Origin of the sequence: Pseudomonas sp. rhizo66, from assembly GCF_031931925.1 — a bacterium.
Lineage (GTDB): Bacteria > Pseudomonadota > Gammaproteobacteria > Pseudomonadales > Pseudomonadaceae > Aquipseudomonas.
In genome coordinates, this window is the sequence record NZ_JAUJWZ010000015.1 from 86504 (window position 1) to 105089 (window position 18586).

Annotated in this window: 20 protein-coding genes; 10 read left to right on the plus strand and 10 right to left on the minus strand. The window is 59.9% G+C overall.

The window, feature by feature from the left end; translation table 11 throughout:
- Positions 1–18: 18 nt before the first annotated feature.
- From QZR14_RS18485 to cysB, 3 genes are all read left to right on the plus strand, one after another.
- A complete protein-coding gene (locus QZR14_RS18485) occupies positions 19–924 on the plus strand; it encodes a 5'-nucleotidase (protein WP_122844743.1) in 906 nt (301 codons plus the stop codon).
- 98 nt (positions 925–1022) lie between these two features.
- Complete coding sequence (locus QZR14_RS18490; protein WP_250606082.1) at positions 1023–1526, plus strand: universal stress protein; 504 nt, start codon at positions 1023–1025, stop codon at positions 1524–1526.
- A gap of 113 nt (positions 1527–1639) precedes the next feature.
- Positions 1640–2614 carry an HTH-type transcriptional regulator CysB gene (gene cysB, locus QZR14_RS18495; protein WP_003183769.1) on the plus strand — a complete coding sequence of 325 codons (975 nt, stop codon included), beginning with the start codon at positions 1640–1642 and terminating at the stop codon, positions 2612–2614.
- 9 nt (positions 2615–2623) lie between these two features.
- Here cysB and QZR14_RS18500 read toward each other — a convergent pair whose 3' ends face one another.
- Both QZR14_RS18500 and QZR14_RS18505 read right to left on the minus strand, forming a co-directional pair.
- A complete protein-coding gene (locus tag QZR14_RS18500; RefSeq protein ID WP_095120480.1) occupies positions 2624–3106 on the minus strand; it encodes a GreA/GreB family elongation factor in 483 nt (160 codons plus the stop codon).
- A gap of 2 nt (positions 3107–3108) precedes the next feature.
- Complete coding sequence (locus QZR14_RS18505; protein WP_250606083.1) at positions 3109–3516, minus strand: hypothetical protein; 408 nt, start codon at positions 3514–3516, stop codon at positions 3109–3111.
- A gap of 124 nt (positions 3517–3640) precedes the next feature.
- Here QZR14_RS18505 and earP point away from each other — a divergent pair, with 124 nt between their 5' ends.
- A complete protein-coding gene (earP, locus tag QZR14_RS18510) occupies positions 3641–4783 on the plus strand; it encodes an elongation factor P maturation arginine rhamnosyltransferase EarP (protein ID WP_250606084.1) in 1143 nt (380 codons plus the stop codon).
- A gap of 48 nt (positions 4784–4831) precedes the next feature.
- Positions 4832–5401 (plus strand): elongation factor P, encoded by a 570-nt coding sequence (locus tag QZR14_RS18515; protein WP_003226785.1) that lies wholly within the window; start codon positions 4832–4834, stop codon positions 5399–5401.
- A gap of 184 nt (positions 5402–5585) precedes the next feature.
- Here QZR14_RS18515 and QZR14_RS18520 read toward each other — a convergent pair whose 3' ends face one another.
- The 4 genes from QZR14_RS18520 to QZR14_RS18535 all read right to left on the minus strand — a co-directional run bounded on the left by QZR14_RS18520 (position 5586) and on the right by QZR14_RS18535 (position 8862).
- Entirely contained in the window at positions 5586–6596 is a 1011-nt protein-coding gene (locus tag QZR14_RS18520; protein WP_311997351.1) for an alpha/beta hydrolase, read from the minus strand.
- A 34-nt stretch (positions 6597–6630) separates the two neighbouring features.
- Positions 6631–7050 carry an organic hydroperoxide resistance protein gene (locus tag QZR14_RS18525; protein ID WP_077573935.1) on the minus strand — a complete coding sequence of 140 codons (420 nt, stop codon included), beginning with the start codon at positions 7048–7050 and terminating at the stop codon, positions 6631–6633.
- A 327-nt stretch (positions 7051–7377) separates the two neighbouring features.
- The gene (locus tag QZR14_RS18530; RefSeq protein WP_442967412.1) at positions 7378–7860 is read right to left on the minus strand and encodes a MarR family winged helix-turn-helix transcriptional regulator; all 483 of its coding nucleotides are present in this window, start codon (positions 7858–7860) and stop codon (positions 7378–7380) included.
- Positions 7861–7905: 45 nt separating this feature from the next.
- The gene (locus QZR14_RS18535) at positions 7906–8862 is read right to left on the minus strand and encodes a LysR family transcriptional regulator (RefSeq protein ID WP_311997352.1); all 957 of its coding nucleotides are present in this window, start codon (positions 8860–8862) and stop codon (positions 7906–7908) included.
- Between the two features lie 110 nt (positions 8863–8972).
- Between QZR14_RS18535 and QZR14_RS18540 the strand changes: the two genes are divergently transcribed.
- The gene (locus tag QZR14_RS18540; protein WP_311997353.1) at positions 8973–9722 is read left to right on the plus strand and encodes a sulfite exporter TauE/SafE family protein; all 750 of its coding nucleotides are present in this window, start codon (positions 8973–8975) and stop codon (positions 9720–9722) included.
- Here QZR14_RS18540 and QZR14_RS18545 read toward each other — a convergent pair.
- Positions 9712–10566: a LysR substrate-binding domain-containing protein gene (locus tag QZR14_RS18545; RefSeq protein WP_026000633.1), complete on the minus strand. Its 855-nt coding sequence runs from the start codon at positions 10564–10566 to the stop codon at positions 9712–9714. The two genes, QZR14_RS18540 and QZR14_RS18545, sit on opposite strands and share 11 nt — an antisense overlap.
- Positions 10567–10663: 97 nt before the next feature.
- Between QZR14_RS18545 and QZR14_RS18550 the strand changes: the two genes are divergently transcribed.
- Positions 10664–10885, plus strand: a complete 222-nt coding sequence (locus QZR14_RS18550) for a DUF1127 domain-containing protein (RefSeq protein ID WP_123453015.1) — start codon at positions 10664–10666, stop codon at positions 10883–10885.
- A 64-nt stretch (positions 10886–10949) separates the two neighbouring features.
- The gene (locus QZR14_RS18555) at positions 10950–12176 is read left to right on the plus strand and encodes a winged helix-turn-helix domain-containing protein (RefSeq protein WP_311997354.1); all 1227 of its coding nucleotides are present in this window, start codon (positions 10950–10952) and stop codon (positions 12174–12176) included.
- A 132-nt stretch (positions 12177–12308) separates the two neighbouring features.
- On the opposite strand, the gene QZR14_RS18560 is transcribed toward QZR14_RS18555, so the two are convergent.
- On the minus strand, positions 12309–13655 hold the full coding sequence (locus QZR14_RS18560; RefSeq protein WP_095182202.1) for a class II 3-deoxy-7-phosphoheptulonate synthase: 1347 nt from the start codon (positions 13653–13655) through the stop codon (positions 12309–12311).
- 153 nt (positions 13656–13808) lie between these two features.
- Between QZR14_RS18560 and QZR14_RS18565 the strand changes: the two genes are divergently transcribed.
- Positions 13809–14564: a spermidine synthase gene (locus QZR14_RS18565; protein ID WP_311997355.1), complete on the plus strand. Its 756-nt coding sequence runs from the start codon at positions 13809–13811 to the stop codon at positions 14562–14564.
- A 132-nt stretch (positions 14565–14696) separates the two neighbouring features.
- On the opposite strand, the gene QZR14_RS18570 is transcribed toward QZR14_RS18565, so the two are convergent.
- A complete protein-coding gene (locus tag QZR14_RS18570) occupies positions 14697–15488 on the minus strand; it encodes a crotonase/enoyl-CoA hydratase family protein (protein WP_250606092.1) in 792 nt (263 codons plus the stop codon).
- 421 nt (positions 15489–15909) lie between these two features.
- On the opposite strand from QZR14_RS18570, the gene QZR14_RS18575 reads away from it, so the two are divergent.
- Complete coding sequence (locus QZR14_RS18575) at positions 15910–17583, plus strand: DEAD/DEAH box helicase (protein WP_007964821.1); 1674 nt, start codon at positions 15910–15912, stop codon at positions 17581–17583.
- A gap of 159 nt (positions 17584–17742) precedes the next feature.
- Here QZR14_RS18575 and QZR14_RS18580 read toward each other — a convergent pair whose 3' ends face one another.
- Positions 17743–18510, minus strand: a complete 768-nt coding sequence (locus QZR14_RS18580) for a DODA-type extradiol aromatic ring-opening family dioxygenase (RefSeq protein WP_311997356.1) — start codon at positions 18508–18510, stop codon at positions 17743–17745.
- Positions 18511–18586 lie beyond the last annotated feature (76 nt).

Genomic DNA, 18586 nt, shown 5'->3' on the forward strand with positions numbered 1-18586 from the left:
TGAAGGGCGGGGGAACGCATGGCCAAGAACATCGATGACAAACTGGTGCTGGCGATTTCGTCGCGCGCCTTGTTCGACCTGAGCGAGAGCCACAAGGTCTACCTGTCGAGCGGCGTTGAAGCCTATCGGCAATATCAGATCGAACACGAAGACGAGATTCTGGCCCCCGGCGATGCCTTCCCGCTGGTGGAAAAACTCCTGAGCCTGAACAGTCGTCTCGGCCGTGCGCGGGTCGAGGTGATTCTGGTCTCGCGCAACAGCGCCGATACCGGGCTGCGCGTATTCAACTCGATTCACCATTACGGTCTGGCGATTTCCCGCGCGGCGTTTGTTGGCGGGCGCAGTCCGTATCCGTATCTGAAAGCCTTTGGTTGCGACCTGTTTCTTTCGACCCATGCCGAAGATGTACGCGCGGCGCTGGACGCCGGTTTCGCTGCGGCGACGATTCTGTCCGGTGGCGCCAGCCGTGCGGCCAGCGACGAATTGCGCATCGCCTTCGACGGTGACGCGGTGATTTTTTCCGACGAGTCGGAGCGCGTCTATCAATCCGGCGGGCTGGAAGCGTTCCAGGCCAAAGAGCGTGAATCGGCCCGCGAGCCGTTACGCGGTGGGCCGTTCAAGGGCTTTCTGGCGGCGCTCAATCTGTTGCAGCGTGAGTTTCCCGATGACGATTGCCCGATCCGCACGGCGCTGGTCACTGCGCGCTCGGCACCGGCCCATGAGCGGGTGATCCGTACCTTGCGCGAGTGGGACATTCGCCTTGACGAATCACTGTTCCTCGGCGGCCTGACCAAATCGGCGTTCCTCGAAGCGTTTGCCGCCGACGTGTTTTTCGACGATCAGGCCGGCCACTGCGAACTCGCCCGCGAAGTCGTTGCCACTGGCCACGTGCCGCATGGCATCAGCAACGAACCGTCGGTCTAAAGCCCTTTGGTTCAAGACGTTGCGTCGCACCGTCGTACTCGCCAAGGCACTGCTAAGCTGAATCAAATCTCCGCCATGTTGGCACGCGAGGAGGTCATATGATTCGTTCGATGCTGTATGCCACTGACCTCGGTCTGTACGCACCGTTAGTGATGCAGCATGCCCTGGCGTTGGCGCGAACGTTCGATGCCGATCTGTACGTGGTGCACGCGGTGGAGCCGATGGGGCTGTTTGCCGAATCGGTGTTGCAGAGCTATCTCGACGAGCAGGCATTGAACGAATTTCACAGCCAGGGTCTGAAAACTGTCATCGCCAATATCGAGCAGCGGGTACTGGAAAGTTTTCGCGAAGAACTGGGAGACGAAGGCGAGCAGGATCTGCAGCGCATTCGCGCGGTGCGCGTGCTGCAGGGCGATCCGTCGCAGGTGATTCTCGACCAGGTGCAGAAACTCTCTGTCGATCTGCTGATCGTAGGCAGTCACAGTCACGGGGTGGGCGCGGAAACGCCGTTGGGACGCACGGCGGCGCGGGTCCTGCAATTGGCCAAGGTGCCGGTTTATCTGGTGCCGTTAGTGGAGCGTCGGCGGCGGGGGGATCGCTGAAGCAGGAACAATGGCGCTTTGATAAAAAAGTTCTAGATTTATTATTCAAACCATTAATATAGTTATATACCGTCGCTGATGCCCGTGGCGTCTACCTGCTTTGAGGGATACATATGAAGCTTCAACAATTGCGCTACATCTGGGAAGTGGCGCACCACGACCTCAACGTTTCCGCTACAGCCCAAAGCCTTTACACCTCGCAACCGGGCATCAGTAAACAAATCCGCCTGCTGGAAGACGAACTCGGTGTAGAAGTGTTTGCCCGCAGCGGCAAGCATCTGACCCGCGTGACCCCAGCCGGCGAGCGCATCATCACCACTGCCGGTGAGATTCTGCGCAAGGTCGAAAGCATCAAGCAGATCGCCCAGGAATTCTCCAACGAGAAAAAAGGCACCCTGTCGATCGCCACCACCCACACTCAGGCACGTTATGCGTTGCCGCCGGTGATCAGCAATTTCATCAAGCAATACCCGGACGTTGCGCTGCACATGCACCAGGGTTCGCCGATGCAGATCGCCGAAATGGCCGCTGACGGCACGGTGGATTTTGCCATCGCCACTGAAGCGCTGGAGCTGTTCGGCGATCTGGTGATGATGCCGTGCTACCGCTGGAACCGTTGCGTGGTCGTGCCGCAGGGGCACCCGCTGACCAAACTGCCGAAGCTGACCCTGGAAGCGTTGGCCGAATACCCGATCGTGACTTACGTGTTCGGTTTCACCGGCCGTTCGAAACTCGACGAAGCCTTCAGCCATCGCGGTCTGACGCCGAAAGTGGTATTCACCGCCGCCGACGCCGACGTGATCAAGACTTACGTGCGTCTGGGGTTGGGCGTGGGCATCGTCGCTAAAATGGCGGTCGACACCAAGCTCGACAACGACCTGGTGGTGCTGGACGCCAGCGAACTGTTCGAATCGAGCGTGACCAAGATCGGTTTCCGTCGCGGCACTTTCCTGCGCGGTTTCATGTGCGACTTCATCGAGAAGTTCGCCCCGCACCTGACTCGTGAAGTCATGGCCAAAGCCATTCAGTGCCACAACAAGCAGGAACTGGAAGAGCTGTTCGACGGCGTCGAGCTACCCGTTCACTGATCAGTTGTCTCAAAGCACCTCGGTGACAGCAAACTGTTGCCGGGTGCCCGCCACCAGAATCTCCACCTCATCACCTTCACACTTGCCCAGCAGACTTTTGCCCAGCGGCGAGCGCGGAGTGATGACGGTAATCGGTTGACCGACCACATCGACTTTCAGCCCTGCCGCATCCGGCGCCAGAAACAGCCATTGCTCGCGACCCTTTTCATCTTCCAGACCGAGCAGGGCGCCGACCTCGATGCCACGATTTTCATCGTAGGCACGCAGCGTCAGGTTCTGGCACAGCGCCAGTGACTGACGGATTTCCTCGACCCGTTTCGCTTGCCCGGCCGCCAGATACGACGCTTCCAGACCCAGCGTGTCGTACTTGTTTTCGGCGATGTTCTCTTCGTGTGTCGCGGTTTCGTAGGCGGTTTGCGCGGCGCGTTCGGCGATGTCGAGGTCGATGCGTAGTTTGTCGAGAATCAGTTGGTGGACGATGTGCTTGTTCATGATCAATCGCAGAATTGCAAAACGTTGGCGCGGCTTTTCTCGCTGGGAGCTGTCTGATCCTGCTGTAGCCAGAACTGGCACTTCGGATTGGACAGGTTACGCGTGCTGCCGCGTGCCTGATCCAGACGCGCCTGTTGTTCGTTCTTGCGCAGGTTTTCTTCGTACTGCTGGAACTGCGGGCTCGGCGGCGGAATGTCCGGTTGCACCTGCACGGCCGGTGGATTGGCCAGTTGCTGCACCGCTTGCGCAACCGGTGCCAATTGCTCCTTGAACAGAAAGTGCGACAGCAGCCAGCAGGTCAGCGCAATGGCGACAAAGCCCAGCCACAGACCCAAGGCAATGCTGCCGGTCAAATGCAGCGCGCTAAGCTGAACAGGCAACGGGCGACGCGGATTGGGGCGATAGGGCATGGCTGCCTCCTGGCGGATGATTGCGGGCAAGTGGCGATTGTCGCACGAAGATTAATCGCCGTCGGCTCTTCTGCGCGAGGTGATTTATGCGGACAATCGCTTCTTTTGCCAACGGGAGTCTTGAATGTCGGAGTTGAAACCCCGCTGGGATATTTTCTGCACCGTGGTCGACAATTTTGGCGACATCGGCGTGACCTGGCGTCTGGCCCGGCAATTGGCCGCCGAGCACGGTTTGACGGTGCGCTTGTGGGTCGATGATCTGCGCGCCTTCGAACGCATTTGCCCCGAGATCGATAGCAGCGCCGCACAGCAATGGCAACAAAGCGTCGAAGTGCGGCATTGGCCTGCCGAGTGGTTGCACACAGAGGCGGCGGATGTGGTGATCGCCGCGTTTGCCTGTCAGTTGCCCAGTGATTACATGGACGCAATGGCCGCGCGGGAACAGCCGCCGCTGTGGATGAACCTCGACTATCTCAGCGCCGAAGACTGGGTCACTGGCTGTCACGGCTTGCCGTCGGTCAAATACAAATCGGTGCAGAAGTTCTTTTTCTTTCCCGGATTCCAGTCAGGCACCGGCGGGCTGTTGCGTGAGCGCGGCTTGCTTGAGCAGCGTCGGCAGTTTCAACAGGATGCCGAGGCGCAACGGCAATTCCTGCAAGGTCTCGGGGTTGATCGCGCAGCGGATGCGCAGCTGATTTCGTTGTTCGCCTACGAGAACGCCGGGCTCGCCAGTTGGCTGGATGTACTGGCTGCCGACGAGGCGCCAACCCACCTGTTGGTGCCAGAAGGGCGGATTCTCGGTGATGTGGCGCGCTGGCTCGGAGTAGAAGCCCTGACGGTGGGCGAGATCAATGTGCGGCAGTCATTGACTGTGCAGGTGTTGCCGTTCGTCCGTCAGGATCAATACGACCACTTGCTCTGGTGCTGCGATTTCAACGCGGTGCGCGGTGAAGACTCGTTCGTAAGGGCGCAGTGGGCGGGGCGGCCGATGCTCTGGCACATCTATCAGCAGGACGAAGACATCCATCTGGACAAGCTCGACGCCTTCCTCGCGCTCTACACAAAAGGCCTGTCACCGGCTGCTGCCGAGGCGATCAACGGTCTCTGGCGAGCCTGGAGCGCCGGCCAGCCGATCGGCGAACACTGGCTTGCAGCCCGCAATCATTGGCCGGAACTGCAGGAAAATGCCGAAGCGTGGTGTCTGGAACAAGGCTTGCAGGCCGATCTTGCCGCAGCGCTGGTACAGTTTTACCTAAATTGGATATGATACGCGGCCTAGATTTTTGTAAATCCCATCCAAATTCGGATATTCGCAATGAAAACTGGTAAAGAACTCAAACCCGGTACCGTGATCCGTATCGACAACGATCCTTGGCTGGTTCAGAAAGCTGAATTCACCAAGTCGGGCCGTAACAGCGCGATCATGAAGACCAAGCTGAAGAACCTGCTGACCGGTTACAAGACCGAAACCGTTTACGGTGCGGACGACAAACTGGACGACGTGATCCTGGATCGTAAAGAAGCCACCCTGTCGTTCATCAGCGGTGACACCTACACGTTCATGGACACCACTGACTACACCATGTACGAGCTGAACGCCGAAGACATCGAAAGCGTTCTGCCTTTCGTTGAAGAAGGCATGACCGACGTTTGCGAAGCCGTGTTCTTCGAAGAGCGTCTGGTTTCCGTAGAGCTGCCGACCACTATCGTGCGTCAGGTTGACTACACCGAAGGTTCCGCTCGCGGTGACACTTCCGGCAAGGTGATGAAGCCTGCCAAACTGAAGAACGGTACCGAACTGTCGGTTGCTGACTTCATCGAAATCGGCGACATGATCGAGATCGATACCCGCGAAGGCGGTTCGTACAAAGGCCGTGCTAAATAAGCATCGGTTTTTGCGCAAAGAAAAAGCCCGACCATTGAGTCGGGCTTTTTTGTGCCTGCGATTTGAGTTTCACACCTATCCCCTGTGGGAGCGAGCCTGCTCGCGAATGCGTTCTGTCAGCCAGCACTTCACCGGATGACACACCGCTTTCGCGAGCAGGCTCGCTCCCACAATGGGATTGTGGTTACTTCAAGTGTTGCTTCAGTTCTTCAGACGCCTGCAGCATCGCCGAACGCACCGCCGGCACCTGACTGACCACGTTGAGCAAACCGTAGTCGTGAATCATGCCGTTGTAGCGAACTGACGTTACCGGCACTCCGGCCTCGTCGAGTTTGCGTGCGTAAGCTTCACCTTCATCGCGCAACACATCGGCGCCGGCGGTCTGCACCAGCGCGGGCGGCAGGCCCTTCAGTTGCGCAGTGGTTGCCCGCAGTGGCGAGGCGTAGATCTCGTTGCGCTGTTTGGCGTCGGTGGTGTAGTTGTCCCAGAACCACTGCATCATGTTGCGCGTGAGGAAATGCCCTTCGGCGTACTGGTTGTAGGAACCGGTATCAAAGTTGGCATCGGTCACCGGCCACAGCAGCACCTGGAATTTGATCGCCGGGGTGCCTTTGTCTTTGGCCATCAGCGCGACAACCGCGGCCATGTTACCGCCGACGCTGTTGCCGGCGACGGCCAAGCGTTTGCCGTCGACATTGATCTCTTTACCGTGCTCTGCCACCCATTTGGTCGCAGCGTAGGCCTGGTTGATCGCCACCGGGTAATGCGCTTCCGGGGAAGGCGTGTAGTTGACGAACACCGCCGCCGCCCCTGAACCGACCACCAGATCACGCACCAGTCGTTCGTGAGTCGGGAAATCGCCCAAGACCCAGCCGCCGCCGTGGAAGAACATGAACACCGGCAGCTCGCTCTTGACCCCGGCCGGCCGGACGATGGTCAGGCTCAACGGTTGGCCATCGACCTGAATGGTCTTCTCGCTGACGTCGGCTTTGGGCAGCGTCAGCTTGACCCCGGACTGCGCGCCGACCAGCACGGCTCGGGCATCTTTCGGCGACAGCTGCTCGATCGGCTTGCCGCTGCCGGCATTCAGCACATCGAGAAAAGCCTGCGTGTTGTGTTCGACATCACCGGCGAAAGCGCTGTGGATGGACAGGGCGAGAAGGGTACCGGTCAAGACTTTGCTGAAAGTGTTCATGTTCATTTCCTGTTCGGGCCTGGGGCGTCAGTGGTTAGACGGTGACGTGCAGACGCACATCGACGTTGCCACGGGTGGCGTTGGAGTACGGGCAGACCTGGTGAGCCGCATCGACCAGCGCTTGCGCATCGGCTTGTTCCAGGCCTGGCAGGCTGATGTGCAGGTCGATGTCCAGACCGAAGCCGCCAGGGATCTGGCCGATACCGACGTGGGCGGTGATCGAGGCGTCGTCAGGGATTTTGCGTTTGGTCTGGCTGGCGACAAATTTCAGCGCGCCGATGAAGCAGGCCGAGTAGCCGGCAGCGAACAACTGCTCAGGGTTGGTCGCCGCGCCACCGGCACCGCCGAGTTCTTTCGGGGTAGCGAGTTTGACGTCGAGAACGTTGTCGCTGGAGATCGCACGACCGTCACGGCCGCCAGTGGAGGTTGCGATTGCGGTGTAGAGAGTTTGCATGGTGTGAGCCTCGTTGAGTGTGTCTGTTCGCGCTAATTGTTTGCGCGCTAAGTAAGTGCGAGATGAATGTATCGCGCCAATATTTAGCGCGCAAGATAAATTTTTGAAGAAGCTGGGTTTTTACGAAGACGCGGGGATGAGAAGGGGCTGTAAGGCTTGGGTTAGAGCGGATGGGGGCGGTAGGTCAGGTGTTGAAAATATTTTGCTGGCGATGAAATCCATGTGGGAGCGAGCCTGCTCGCGAATGGGATGTCCCACTCAACAAACAGGTTGGCTGACAGATCGCATTCGCGAGCAGGCTCGCTCCCACAGGGGACTGTGTGAAGGTCAGATCAGGCTTTCCTGCAAATGACCGCGCAGTGCCTGCAGCTCCGCTTGCAGGTTTTGCAGGCGTTCCAGAGAAAAACCGCTGGCGCCAAGGATGCATTGGGGAACGGTCTGGGCTGTTGCTTTCAACGCTCGGCCTTGCTCGGTCAATTCGACGATCACCACACGCTCATCCTCGCGGCTGCGGGTGCGGCTGAGCAAACCTTCGCCTTCCAGGCGCTTGAGCAGTGGCGTCAGCGAGCCGGGATCGGTCAGCAACCGTGTGCTGATTTCTCCAACGGTCAAACCATCCTTCTCCCACAACACCATCATCGCCAGGTACTGCGGATAGGTCAGGTTCAAGGCTTGCAGCAGCGGTTTGTAGACCTTGGTCATCATCAGCGAAGTGGAATGCAGGGCGAAGCAGGCCTGGTTATCCAGCAGCAGGTCGTCGCAGTTGTCGCGTTCGGAAGTCATGTCAAAGCCTTGTTCGGTGATGGTCATGAATCTAGCGCCCGAATCTTTAATGCGCCAGATAATTCTCCGGATCTAATGGCGTCCCAGATCCCGTTGCAACGCCAGATCCCATGGCGGCACCGGACTGAAACGAGTCTTGAGGTATTCAAGCAACAAGCGGCTGCGCGAGTTGGTTTGCTGTTCCATGCGCAGAGCGTAGATGCCGGTGGATTCCGGCGCCGGCAGGCCGTTTTCGCAGAACAGCGGGACGAGTTCCCCGCGCAGCAGGTATTCGCTCGCCAGCCAGGTCGGCAAGTGCGCAACCCCTAAGCCCGCCAAAGCCCCACACACCAACGCTTCGGCATTGTTGGCGCTCATGCGAATGCGTGCCGGACGGTGCAAATGCATCTGGCCGTCATGCTCGAACCGCCAGGCGAAGGGTGGGGCGAGGCCTTCCCAGTCCAGGCCATCATGTTCGCCAAGTTGCGCCGGGCTGCCGGGCACGCCCCGGCGTTTCAGATAGTCAGGACTGGCGCAGGCGATGCGCACCATGCTCGCCAAAGGCGTGGCCACCAATCGCGTGTCAGCCATTTGCCCGGCCCGCAGCACCAGATCGACTTTGCCCAGGTTCGAGCCGCCCATGTCGACGAAACTGTCGATCAAGTGCAATTGCACATCCAATCCCGGGTAGAGGACGAGAAAGTCCGCGATCACCGGCGCCAGATGCCGGCGCCCGAACGCGGCGGGTGCATCAATGCGGATCAAGCCTTCCGGCGCGCTACTCAGGGACACGGCTTCAGCCCGCGCCAGTTGCAACTCGGCGACTATGCGCCGGGCACGTTCGGCAAACGCCAGACCGGCGGGTGTCGCTCGTACAGCGTGAGTGCTGCGTATAAACAACTGGCTGCCGACGGCGCTTTCCAGGCTGTCGATGCGTCGCGCGACGGCCGAAGGTGTCAACGGATGACGGCGCGAGGCGTCGGAAAAACTGCCACTCTCCAGCACATCGAGAAAAAGTCCGAGTTGCTCGGTTAATTGATTGGGATTCATATCGGCTCAACGCTTGTGCGAAATCGGCATAGCCATTGTGCGTTGCTGTGCGTTTCCCCGCCAGCCGTGACTGCGTAGGATGAAGCGCCTGACGCGAGAGGAATTCGGCTGTGATGGAGTTTTTGTTGTACCTGCTGTTCGGCGCCGCCCTTGGCACACTCGGCGGCATATTCGGTATCGGTGGCGGCTTGATTGCTATCCCGTTGCTCGGCGTTTGGTTTGGTCTTGATCAGCAGATTGCCCAAGGCACGGCGCTGGTCATGGTGGTACCCAACGTGATGCTGGCGCTGTGGCGCTATCACCAACGCAATCGCATCGAACTGCGGCATGCGCTGCCCTTGGCGGTGATGGGCTTTTGCTTTGCGTGGATCGGTTCGATCTGGGCGGTGGGCATCGATGCGCAAACCATGCGCATTGGTTTCGTCGCGTTCCTGGTGGTGCTCTCGGCGTACAACCTGCTGAAGATGTTCGGCAAGCCACCTGCTGCGACTTCCGAAATGCGTTATTCCTGGCCATGGCTCGGCGTGCTTGGCGCGGCGTCCGGGACCATGGGCGGATTGTTCGGTGTCGGCGGTGCGGTGGTCGCGACGCCGGTGCTGACCAGCCTGTTCGGCACCACGCAAGTGGTCGCTCAGGGCTTGTCGCTGGCGCTGGCCTTACCGAGCACCGGCGTGACACTGGTGACCTACGCGGCGCACCAGGAAGTGGACTGGATGATCGGCCTGCCGTTGGCCATCGGTGGTCTGGCGAGCATCAGTTGGGGGGTGAAAGTCGCCCACGCCATGCCGGAAAAACGCCTGCGCGGGCTGTTCTGCGGTTTCCTGGTGCTGTGTGCGGTGATGCTCGCGTTTAAAGTTTGAAGCCTTCGACGATGTGCTCGGCCAGGCACTCGGTGATCGGCGACGGATTGTTCAGGTTGCGGATCAGCATGATGCTGGCCTCGGGCAGCAGCGGCAAATCTTCGGCGGCGCCGAGAATGCGCATGTCCGGGGTGATCAGGCTTTCCAGTTGCGCAGTGATCGCCAGACCCGCGCTCACCACGGCCATCAACGCCGAGAGGCTGGTGCTGTTGTAAGCGATGCGGTAGTCGCGGCCCATCGCATCCAGCGCATTACACGCCCACAAACGGCAGAAACAATCACTGTTGAACATCGCCAGGGGCAACGGCGTCTGTTCGTGGGCGCTGAAGTTTTGCGCCTCGGCCCAGACAAACCGCTCCTTGCGCAGCAATTGGCCGATTTCGTTACCCGGCTCGCGGGTGACGATCGACAAGTCGAGGTCCGTGCGCTGCAACAGTTGTTTGGTCGATTCGCAATGCACTTCGATCTGGATCAGCGGATAGAACTGCGCAAACCGCGACAGAATCCCTGGCAGAAAACGCATCACGTAATCGTCCGGCGTACCGATGCGTACGGTGCCGACCATGTGCGGCTCGCGCAAGGTGTTGAACACTTCACTGTGCAGCTTGAGGATGCGCCGCGCGTAACCGAGCAGCACCTGGCCTTCAGCAGTCAGGCGCACCTGGCGTCCGTCGCGCTCGAACAACTGCCGCTGCAACACGTCCTCTTCCAGACGCTTCATCTGCATGCTCACCGCCGACTGTGTGCGGTTGACCATTTCGCCGGCGCGGGTGAAACCGCCCTGATCAGCGATGGCGACGAAGGTGCGCAGGACATCGGTATCGATACTGGGGTAGGCCGACAATTGATGAATCTCCGTGATGCATGCCATCAGAAACATTCGTTGGATTGATCTTAGCGCCGGCGCGAGACTTGAGCCATCCACAAAAGGAGGCAACACGATGAAAGGTCAAAGAGAGTATGTAGATGACGCAAAATTTTCCGGCCACGGCCATATCGTTTCCGACCTGCTGCACAAGTTTAGCCGCTGGTACGAACTGCACCGTGAACGCGAGTTGCTCGCCAGTCTGAGCGACGAGGCGTTGAAGGACATCGGCGTCAGTCGTGCCGACGTCGAGCACGAGGCCGTGCGGCCGTTCTGGGATGACCCGATGCATAAATGATGAGCAGAGCGCTACACAAACCAACTTCCAGTGAGGTAGGTTGCGAGCAGACAAGGAGATGCTCATGCCCGCGACTCTGGCCTTTTCCCTCAAACAGGCGCGACGACTGGCGCTGGCTGCCCAAGGGTTCAACGGGCGCCAGCCGCCGACCGTCAAGGCGCCGCACGTCAACCGGCTGATCGAACGGCTGGGCCTGCTGCAAATCGACTCTGTCAATGCTGTGGTGCGCTCGCACTACCTGCCGCTGTTTTCCCGCTTGGGTTCCTATCCCTCTGAATTGCTCGACCAGGCTGCCTGGAGTTCGGGGAGTCGTCGCACGCTGTTCGAATACTGGGGGCACGAAGCCTCGTTGCTTCCGATGTCGATGTATCCGTTGCTGGGCTGGCGCATGCAGCGAGCCAGGCGTGGCGAAGATATTTATCAGCAACTGGCCAGATTCGGTCGCGAGCAGCAGGACGTGGTTCGTCGGGTCTTGAGTTCGGTCGAAGAGCAGGGCGCGTTGGGCGCCGGCAGTCTTTCAACCCGTGAAGACAAGGCCGGGCCGTGGTGGGACTGGAGCGCGGAAAAGCATGCGCTGGAGTGGCTGTTCGCGGCGGGTGAAGTAACGGTTGCCGGGCGGCGTGGTTTTGAGCGTTTGTATGATTTGCCTGAGCGGGTGATTCCTTCCTCGATTCTGCAACAAGCATTGCCGGATGAGGCTGAAGCGCAGCGTGGTTTGCTGTTGCATGCGGCGCAGGCGTTGGGCGTCGGCACTGAGAAAGACCTGCGTGATTACTTTCGCTTGAATCCGGCGGATGCGCGTTCACGTCTGGCGGAGCTGGTCGAGGCGGGGCAATTGCAGATGTGCGAGGTCGCCGGTTGGCGGCAAATCGCCTATTGCCTGCCGGCGCCGAGCGTCCCGCGCAAGGTCATGGCCAGTGCGCTGTTGTCGCCATTCGATTCGTTGATCTGGGAGCGCAATCGCACCGAGCGTTTATTCGATTTCCGTTACCGGCTGGAGATTTATACGCCCCAGGACAAACGGGTTTACGGCTATTACGTCTTGCCGTTCTTGCACAACGAGCGGATTGCCGCGCGGGTCGATTTGCGCGCCGAACGGGCGGCAGGGCGGTTGGCGGTGCATGCGCTGCATGAGGAAGAGCCGGGGCTGGATGAGCAGGGGATGCTGGCGCTGGCGCTGAATTTGCGGCAGATGGCGGACTGGTTGGGGCTTGATCGGGTGCAGCTCAATTGTCAGCGTGAGAGTGCGGCGCGGTTGCGGGTGGCATTGGCGCAGATTGGGGGCGACTGACCTGACGCCATCGCTGGCAAGCCAGGCTCCCACAGTGTGTGCGTCGTACATATATTTTGTGATCGACGCGATCACTGTGGGAGCCTGGCTTGCCAGCGATGAGACCAGTTAAAGCGATAAAGATGTCGAATCTTAGCGGCGAACCTGCTTCAGGGTTTCGGCAATCAGAAACGCCAGCTCCAGCGACTGATCGGCATTCATCCGTGGATCACAATGCGTGTGATAGCGGTCCGACAACCCGTCTTCAGTAATCGGCCGCGCGCCACCGATGCACTCAGTGACATTCTGCCCGGTCATCTCGATGTGAATGCCGCCGGCATAGCTGCCTTCCGCCTCGTGCACCTGGAAGAACTGCTTCACCTCGCCAAGGATCTGCGCGAAGTCACGGGTCTTGTAGCCGCTGCTCGCCTTGATGGTGTTGCCGTGCATCGGGTCGGAGCTCCACAGCACTTGCTTGCCTTCGCGCTGCACCGCGCGGATCAGCGCCGGCAGGTGATCGCCGACCTTGTTTGCGCCCATCCGCGCAATCAGGTTGAGGCGCCCCGGATCGTTGTCCGGGTTGAGTACGTCGATCAGACGGATCAGGTCATCGGGGTCCATGCTCGGGCCGACTTTCACGCCAATCGGGTTGTTTACCCCGCGCAGGAATTCGACATGCGCGCCGTCGAGCTGACGAGTGCGGTCGCCGATCCACAGCATGTGCGCCGAGCAATCGTAGTAATCGTTGGTCAGGCTGTCGCGACGCACGAAGGCTTCTTCGTAGTTCAGCAGCAGCGCTTCGTGGGCGGTGAAGAAACTGGTTTCGCGCAGTTGCGGCGAGCTGTCCATGCCGCAGGCGCGCATGAACGCCAGGGTTTCATCGATGCGATCGGCGAGGTGACTGTATTTTTCTGCCAGCGCCGAGTTGGCGATGAAGTCCAGGTTCCACTTGTGCACCTGATGCAGGTCGGCAAAACCGCCCTGGGCGAAGGCGCGCAGCAGGTTCAGCGTCGCGGTGGACTGGTGATAGGACTGCAGCAGGCGCTCCGGATCCGGCACGCGGCTCTTTTCGTCGAAGCCGATGCCGTTGACGATGTCGCCCCGGTAGGCCGGCAGCGTCACGCCACCGATGGTTTCATCGTTGGCCGAGCGTGGCTTGGCGAACTGACCGGCCATGCGCCCGACCTTGACCACCGGGCAGCCGGCGGCGAAGGTCATGACGATCGCCATTTGCAGCAACACTTTGAAGGTGTCGCGAATCTTTGCCGCAGAGAATTCGGCAAAGCTTTCCGCGCAATCGCCGCCCTGCAGCAGGAATGCCCGGCCCTGGGTCACTTCGGCAAACTGCCGGCGCAGCTCGCGCGCCTCACCGGCAAACACCAGTGGCGGATAACTGGCCAGGGTTTGCTCGACCTGGCGCAGATGCGCAGCGTCAGGGTATTGGGGTTGTTGCTGGATCGGCAGGGCGCGCCAGCTGTCAGGGCTCCACGGTTGGCTCATCACGGTCTCTAATTGGTTCTACGCACGGGAAGCCCATGGTAGCAGCAATTAGTGCGTGACCTGCTCCTGCCCCATCGCCGACAATCGCCGCTTTGCCACGGCGCCACAGCGGTGCCATCGCGTCACCGCGCCCGGTGACCATCAGGAGACGAAATGACTGAGGAGCGCGTCGAGCATCTGCTCGCCGAAGTACAGGATGAGTTCGGCGTGATTCGCGTGCTGGAAGTGGCCGATTACCGCTTTCTGGAGTTCGGCGATGCGATCGAGCAGAGCTGCGTGTTCACCGCAGACCCGAGCTGGCTCGAATACGATTACACGCGGGCGATGCTGATCGGTGCGTTGTGCCATGAGCAGCCGGAAAGCGCGCTGTTTCTCGGGCTCGGCGCCGGTACATTGACCCAGGCCTGCCTCAAGTTTCTGCCGCTGGAAGACGTCGAGGCCATTGAACTGCGTCCGGATGTGCCGCGTTTGGCCATCGAATACCTTGGGCTGGACGATGATCCACGGCTATACATCCGTGTTGGCGATGCGCTGGAGTTGCTGCCGACGGCGGAGCCGGCGGATCTGATTTTTGTCGACCTGTATACCGATGTCGGTCCGGGCGTCGGGCATCTGGCCTGGAGTTTTCTCGGCGACTGCCAGAAGCGTTTGAATCCGGGGGGCTGGCTGGTGATCAATCAGTGGGCCACCGATGACGGCAAACCGTTGGGGGCCGCGTTGTTGCGAGGGCTCTATCATCGGCATTACTGGGAGCTGCCGGTGAAGGAGGGCAATGTGATTCTGATTGTGCCGGCGAACCTCGATCAGGCGCTGGACATGCAGGCGCTGACCGCCCGGGCCGAGGCACTGGCGCCACGGTTGGGGTATTCGTTGCAGTCGTTGATCAACAGCATTCGCCCGGCGACCTGAGGCATCTGTGATGGCCCCTTCGCTGGCAAGCCAGCTCCCACAGGGTTCGTGCCGTACGCAAAATGTCTGAACGACTCGGTCATTGTGGGAGCTGGCTTGCCAGCGATGGCGCCCCGACAGGCGCCATAATTCTCAGATCCCCTTGAATATGCCAGGCCGCCGCTCCACCAACGACCGCACCCCCTCCTTGGCATCCTCACTGGCCAACAACTTCTTCACCAGCGCCGGCAATCCCTGCGCCGCCGCCGTCTCACCCTCATACCTTGCCTGGCGCGCCGACATCAACGTCGCCTGCACCCCCAGCGGCGCCTGCCGGGCAATTCGTTCCGCCAATTCAATCGCTCTTGGCAACAGGTCTTCACTGGCCATCACTTCCTGCACCAATCCCAAGTGCAACGCATCGTGGGCATCAAACTCATCGCCGGTGAGCAACCAGCGCATCGCATTGCCCCATCCCGCCACCTGATGAAAACGTAAAGTCGCGCCCCCAAAAGGAAAGATCCCACGCTGCACTTCCATTTGTGCGAAGCGGGTATTGCTCGCACACAGGTTGATATCCGCTGCCAGCATCAGCTCGATGCCAATGGTCAGGCAATAGCCCTGCGCGGCGACAATCACCGGTTTGCTCACCCGTGGCCCGACGAAAACACCCCACGGATCGCAACCGCCGGTCGGAACCTGCCAGCCTTCGGCTAGGGCGGTGCTGGCATTGACCAGATCCAGCCCCGCGGTAAAGTGCTCGCCATGGCCGAATACCACGGCCACCCGTGCCTCGCTGTCGGCCTCGAATTCACCGTAGGCCAGGCTCAGCTCGTTGAGCAGGTCGAGGTCGAACGCATTGCGTTTGGCCGCTCGATCGAGACCAATCAAGTGGACATGACCGCGACGTTCATGGCTGACGCGGCCGGGGCAGGGCTGATTCATGGCGAAATCCTCGGGCGGGAAGGGCGGGTGCAGCGACGGTATGCCGCACATCAGTGAATCGTTTAAGCGTCATCGCCCGCAGGGCCGGGCCCTTGCAAAATAGACCTTGGCGCGATTATCCGCAAAACCCCGTTACACAGCGGTGACACACGCATTGAACCGATAAAAAAAGCTCCCTTTTCGGGCAAATTCCGGTATAGTGCGCGCCGGCCTTTAACCGGGCCGCGTTTAGGTAGCGCAATTCCCCGAAGCCAGCTTCGGCTGCACGTCCGCACTGCGGGCTCTTCCTTGACGATTCTTTTTCATTCATACGTTTTCGCAAATCCCCGCCGACAAAGCTGCCAGGGCGACTCTTGAGTCTCAACACGGCATGTGCAGCTTTGGAGCATGGGTCTTTGCGGATGCACTTAGAGGCAGACCCATGACCCAGGAAATCGGCGGCTTCGCCGCTCTTGAACTTCATCCCAATATTGTCGCTGCAGTAGTCGCTACCGGCTATGAAGAGCCTTCGGCCATTCAGCAGCAGTCGATCCCGATCATCCTCGCCGGTCACGATATGATTGGTCAGGCGCAAACCGGTACCGGTAAAACCGCTGCCTTTGCCCTGCCTATCCTGCACCGCATTGATCCGTCCAAGCGCGAGCCGCAAGCTCTGATCCTGGCCCCAACTCGTGAGTTGGCGCTACAAGTTGCAACCGCTTTCGAAACCTACGCCAAGCAAATGCCGGGCGTAACTGTTGTGGCTGTCTACGGCGGCGCGCCGATGGGCCCACAATTGAAAGCAATCCGTAATGGCGCACAGATCGTTGTCGCCACTCCGGGCCGTCTGTGCGACCACCTGCGTCGCGACGAAAAAGTCCTCGCCACCGTGAACCACCTGGTTCTGGACGAAGCAGACGAAATGCTCAAACTCGGTTTCATGGACGACCTCGAAGTCATCTTCAAGGCCATGCCGGAAACCCGTCAGACCGTATTGTTCTCGGCGACCCTGCCGCAGTCGATCCGTGCCATCGCTGAGCGCCACCTGCGCGATCCGAAGCACGTGAAGATCCAGAGCAAGACCCAGACCGTTACCGCGATCGAACAGGCTCACCTGTTGGTTCACGCTGACCAGAAGACTTCGGCCGTTCTCAGCTTGCTGGAAGTGGAAGATTTCGACGCTCTGATCATGTTCGTACGCACCAAGCAAGCGACCCTGGATCTGGCCAGTGCCCTCGACGCCAAAGGCTACAAAGCTGCGGCGCTGAACGGTGACATCGCCCAGAACCAGCGTGAGCGCGTTATCGATTCGCTGAAAGATGGCCGTCTGGACATCGTTGTTGCGACCGACGTTGCTGCCCGTGGTCTGGACGTTCCGCGCATCACTCACGTGTTCAACGTTGACATGCCTTACGATCCGGAATCCTACGTTCACCGTATCGGCCGTACCGGCCGTGCCGGTCGCGAAGGCCGTGCACTGCTGCTGGTGACTCCACGTGAGCGCCGCATGCTGCAAGTGATCGAGCGTGTCACCGGTCAGAAAGTCGCTGAAGTCCGTCTGCCGGACGCTCAGGCCGTTCTCGATGCGCGCATCAAGAAACTGACCAACAGCCTGTCGCCGCTGGTCGCTGATGCCGAATCGACTCACGGTGAGTTGCTCGATCGTCTGACTGCAGACATCGGCTGCACGCCGCGTGCTTTGGCTGCTGCATTGCTGCGCAAAGCCACCAACGGTCAAGCGCTGAACCTGGCGGCGATCGAGAAGGAACGTCCACTGGTGCCGAACAACGCACCGCGTGGCGACCGTCCTGAGCGTTCCGGTGATCGTCCTGATCGTGGTGACCGCGAGCGTCGCGCGCCAATGCCTTTGGGCGAAGGCCGTGCTCGTTGCCGTACCGCGCTGGGCGCGCGTGATGGTATCGCTGCGAAGAACCTGCTGGGCGCCATCCTCAACGAAGGCGGTCTGGCCCGTGAAGCGATCGGTCGCATCCAGGTGCGTGACAGCTTCAGCCTCGTCGAGCTGCCGGAAGATGGTCTGGACAAACTCCTGACCAAACTGAAGGACACTCGCGTTGCCGGTAAGCAGCTGAAACTGCGTCGCTACCGCGAAGATTGATCTGCCCTTGGGCTGATTGATCGAACATAAAAAATCCCCGACTGGTTCGGGGATTTTTTTTGTCTGCCTGAAAGATCAAAAGATCGCAGCCTTCGGCAGCTCCTACAGAGGGAACGCATTCCAAATGTAGGAGCTGCCGAAGGCTGCGATCTTTTGCTTTTAACCAAAGCGATAGATGTCCATCCCTAACGCACCCATCGTGAAGCCTTTATGCTCCACGCTGAACTCACCGCCCGCACCCCGGGCAAAATACAGCGGCAACAAATGCTCATCACTCGGATGGCTGCGCAGCGCATTCGGCGCCTGCCGGCGATAGTCATGCAGCGCCGCCTCATCGTCGGCCGCCAGTTTCTCGATCACCCAGTCACGGAAATCCCGCGCCCACGGCTCAACAATTTCAGGGCCAGCGTGCCAATCCAGTTCGCGCAGGTTGTGGGTGATGCTGCCGGAGCCGATCAGCAAAATGCCCTGATCGCGCAAATTCGCCAGCGCTTGCCCGACACGGGTTTGCAGCGCCGGGCCGCCGCGACTCGGCAGTGAGACTTGCACCACCGGAATATCCGCCTGCGGATACATCAGCGACAACGGCACCCAAACACCATGATCGAAGGGACGTTGCGGGTCGAGATGTGCCGGCAAATGCGCGGCTTGCAACAATTCGGCGATTTCGGCAGCCAGTTGCGGAGCACCTGGCGCCGGGTATTGCACTTCAAACAGCGCCCGGGGGAATCCGCCGAAGTCGTGCCAGGTTTCCGGTTGCGCATGGCTGCTGACCAGCAGTTCGTGGCTTTCCCAGTGTGCGGAGACGATGACAATGGCTTTGGGTTTCGGTAATTCGGCGGCCAGGCGTGCCAGAGCCGGGCCGCTGGCGCCGGGCTCCAGTGCCAGCATGGGTGAACCATGGGAAATGAACAGGCTGGGCAACATGATGGGTTCCTGAGCGTTAAGATGGCTTCATCTTCGGTCAGATTATTGATCTAAATCTAATATAAGTTTTAACGCT